The organism is Rhodovulum sp., assembly GCF_011048875.1.
Classification (GTDB): Bacteria; Pseudomonadota; Alphaproteobacteria; order Rhodobacterales; family Rhodobacteraceae; genus Rhodovulum; species Rhodovulum tesquicola.
The window spans coordinates 1-3291 of record NZ_DSDD01000121.1 but is presented as its reverse complement, the minus strand read 5'-3'; the positions used below and the strand labels follow the sequence as shown (position 1 = coordinate 3291).

At 72.2% G+C, this 3291-nt stretch carries 3 protein-coding genes; 1 reads left to right on the top strand and 2 read right to left on the bottom strand.

The annotated features are described in order from the left end of the window. Together ENN83_RS04065 and ENN83_RS04060 are read right to left on the bottom strand one after the other, a co-directional pair. Positions 1-208 (bottom strand): efflux RND transporter permease subunit (locus ENN83_RS04065; protein WP_287184335.1); only part of this gene is annotated, 208 nt, incomplete at its 3' end. A 33-nt stretch (positions 209-241) separates the two neighbouring features. Next, the gene (locus ENN83_RS04060) at positions 242-1381 is read right to left on the bottom strand and encodes an efflux RND transporter periplasmic adaptor subunit (protein WP_287184334.1); all 1140 of its coding nucleotides are present in this window, start codon (positions 1379-1381) and stop codon (positions 242-244) included. Between the two features lie 169 nt (positions 1382-1550). On the opposite strand from ENN83_RS04060, the gene cobT reads away from it, so the two are divergent. Continuing rightward, a complete protein-coding gene (gene cobT / locus ENN83_RS04055; RefSeq protein ID WP_287184332.1) occupies positions 1551-3251 on the top strand; it encodes a nicotinate-nucleotide--dimethylbenzimidazole phosphoribosyltransferase in 1701 nt (566 codons plus the stop codon). Positions 3252-3291: the final 40 nt, after the last annotated feature.

Sequence of the window (3291 nt, the reverse complement as noted above, 5' to 3'; positions counted from 1 at the left end):
TCATCTGCTGTTCGATGATCTGGGTCACGGTATTGGCCACCGTCTCGGCCGAGGCGCCGGGATAGGCAGCCTGCACGCTGACCGAGGGGGGCGCGATCTGCGGGTATTGCGCGATCGGCAAGGTCAGGATCGACAGAAGGCCGATCCCCATGATGAGGATCGAGATGACCCAGGCGAAGACCGGGCGGTCGATGAAGAAGCGGGCCATGGCGCGGTCTCTCCGGGGTTCGGGGTGTCGGGGTCAGTTTGCTTGCGCGGGTTCGGCGCGTTCTTCGGGGGCGACCGCCGCGCCGGGGGCGACCTTCTGCAGCCCGGCCACGATGATCCGGTCGCCATCCGCCAGCCCCTCGGTCACGATCCAGTCGGTGCCGCGGTTGCGCAAGACGGTCAGCGCGCGTTCCTCGACGATGTTCTCGGGCGTGACCACCATCGCGGTGGGACGGCCGCGCCGGTCGCGGCCGATGGCCGATTGCGGGGCGAGGATCGCGTTCTCGATCACGCCCTGGGGCATCTCGACCTGCGCATACATTCCGGGCAGCAACATCTTGTCGGGGTTTGGAAATTCCATCCGCAGCACGACAACGCCGGTGCGTTCGTCGACATAGGGTTCGGTGGCGCGCAGCGTGCCGGTATGGTCGTATCCGCCACCATCGGCAAGCGTCAGCCGGACGGTGCGGTCGGCCTCGCCCAGCGCCTCCTCCATGTGGCCGCGCCGCCACGCGACGAGTTCAGCGGCCGACATGGTGACGTCGACCAGCACCGGGTCGAGGGCGCGGATCACCGCCAGCGGTTGCGCCTGCCCGGCGGTGACCAGCGCGCCGCGGGTGGTCAGCGCGCGGCCGACCGTGCCCGACAGGGGCGCGGTGACGGTGGTGCGGTCGAGGTCGATCTCGGCCGCAACAAGCTGTGCCGCGGCGACTTGAAGCCCGGCCTCGGCCGAATCGCGCGCGGCCAGCGCGTCGTCGACGGCCTGCTGGCTGGTGACGTTGCGTTCGAGCAATGTCTGGAGCCGCGTCGCCTCGCGCCTTGCGGAGTCGCGGGTCGCCTCGGCCTGGGCGACCGCGGCGAGGGCGGCGGCGACGCGGGCCTCGTAGCTGGCCGAGTCGATGCGGAAGAGCGCCTCGCCCTCGGTGACCTCGGCGCCCTCGTCGAACAGCCGCTCGGTGATGATGCCCGCGACCTGGGGGCGCACCTCGGCAATGCCCGAGGCCACGATCCGGCCCGGCAACCGCGTGGTCAGCGTGATGTCCTGCGCGGACAGGGTGACGACGGTGACCGGCGTGGGCGGGCGCTGGCCTTGCGCCTGCTGGGCCGGGGCGGCGGTCGCCGCGGCCAGCGACAGCGTCAGGACGGCGGCGAGAACCCGGGGAAGACGGGGCATGGGAAACCTCGTGGGATAGGCGATTTCTCTGGTGGAGAGGAGGGCGCGCGTTTATAAAACGATATCGTTTTGTTATTCGCATCCGCCGGTTCGCGCAAGCGGGAATCCGCCCGGCCCGGCCTGCGCGGGCAGTCTGGTCGAGGAAAGTGCCGCAATCATGGGCAGAAGCATGCCGCGCCGGGGCCGTCCGCCCCGCATGGACCCCGAGGAACGCGTGCGGGTGATTCTGGACGCGGCCGAGCGGGTGCTGCTGTCGCGCGGGTTGCAGGGCACCTCGATGGATGCGGTGGCGGCCGAGGCGGGGATGTCCAAGCGCACGCTTTACGAGCTGTTCGACGGGCGGTCGGGACTGGTCGAGGCGCTGGTGCGCCGGTTGCGCGAAGGGATCGTGAGGCCGCTGGGCGACGTGCAGCAGGCGCTGCCGCTGGCGCAGCGGCTGCGGCTGTTGCTGACGCCCGAGCGGTTGCCGGGCACGGGGTCGGTCGCGCTGGAGGCGCTGCGCGCAGTGATCGCCGAGGCGCCGCACCAGCCGGACCTGGCCGCGCGCATGCTGGAAGAGGGGCCGCTGGCCGTGCGTCGGCTGATCCGCGAGGAACTGGAGCGCGGCATCAGCCGGGGCGAGATCGCGCTGGACGATCCCGGGGCGGCTGCGGCGCTGCTGCACCGGATGGCGCTGCCCTGTCCGCTGGAGCGGCTGCTGCGGACCGATGGCGCCGACGAGCCGCTGGAGGCCGCGCGTGCCCGGGTCGACCGGGCGGTCGCGGTGTTCCTGGCGGGCATGGCGGCGGGCGGCTGCGGCATCGGGTGCCGGTTGCCGAGGCGGGCGGGCGCGACTATCAGGGCGTGGTCACAAGAAACCGGAGCGACCATGACCGAGACCCTTGCCGCCGAATTGCAACGCCGGATCGACCTCAAGACCAAGCCGCCCGGCTCGCTGGGTCGGATCGAAGCGCTGGCGCGTCGGATCGGGCTGGTGCAGGGCAGTCTGACGCCGCGGATGGAGCGCTGCCAGCTGACCATCTTCGCCGCCGACCACGGCATCGCGGCCGAGGGCGTGTCGCTGTTCCCGCAGGAGGTGACGCGGCAGATGGTGCTGAACTTCCTTGCGGGCGGGGCGGCGGCGAATGTCTTTGCCCGTAGCGTCGGGGCCGATCTGCGCGTGGTCGATGCGGGCGTGGCGGGGGAACCCTTCGGGGTCGCGGGGCTGATCGAGCGGCGGATCGGCGCAGGCACGGCCAACTTCCTGACCGGCCCGGCGATGAGCGCCGGGCAATGCGCCGCCGCACTTGAGGCGGGCCGGGCGCTGGGGGCCGATGGCGAGTGGGACGCGGTCGCCTATGGCGAGATGGGGATCGCCAACACCGCCACGGCCGCCGCGCTGGGGCACAAGCTGACGGGCGTGGGTCTGGACGTGCTGACCGGGCGCGGCACCGGGCTGGACGATCCGGGGCTTGCGCAGAAACGCGCGGTTCTGGAACGGGCCGCGGCGCGCACCGGGGAGTTGGCCCCGCAGGAGGCGCTGGCCGAATATGGCGGCTTCGAGATCGCGATGATGGCGGGCGCGATGATCGGCGCGGCAGAGGCGGGCAGGGTGGTGATCGTGGACGGGTTCATCGCCACCTCGGCCGCGCTGGCGGCGGTGCGGCTGGCGCCCGGAACGCGCGATGCGATGGTCTTTGCCCACCGCTCCGAGGAACAGGGCCATGGCGCGCTGCTGGATGCGCTGGGGGCCGAGCCGCTGTTGTCGCTGGGCATGCGGCTGGGCGAGGGGACCGGCGCGCTGCTGGCCTGGCCGCTGCTGAAGGCCGCGGCGGCGATGCTGACCGAGATGGCCAGTTTCGCCGAAGCCGGGGTGACGGGGCCGGCGTGACCGGGCGGCTGGCGCGGGAAGCGCGGCTGATCCTGCTGGC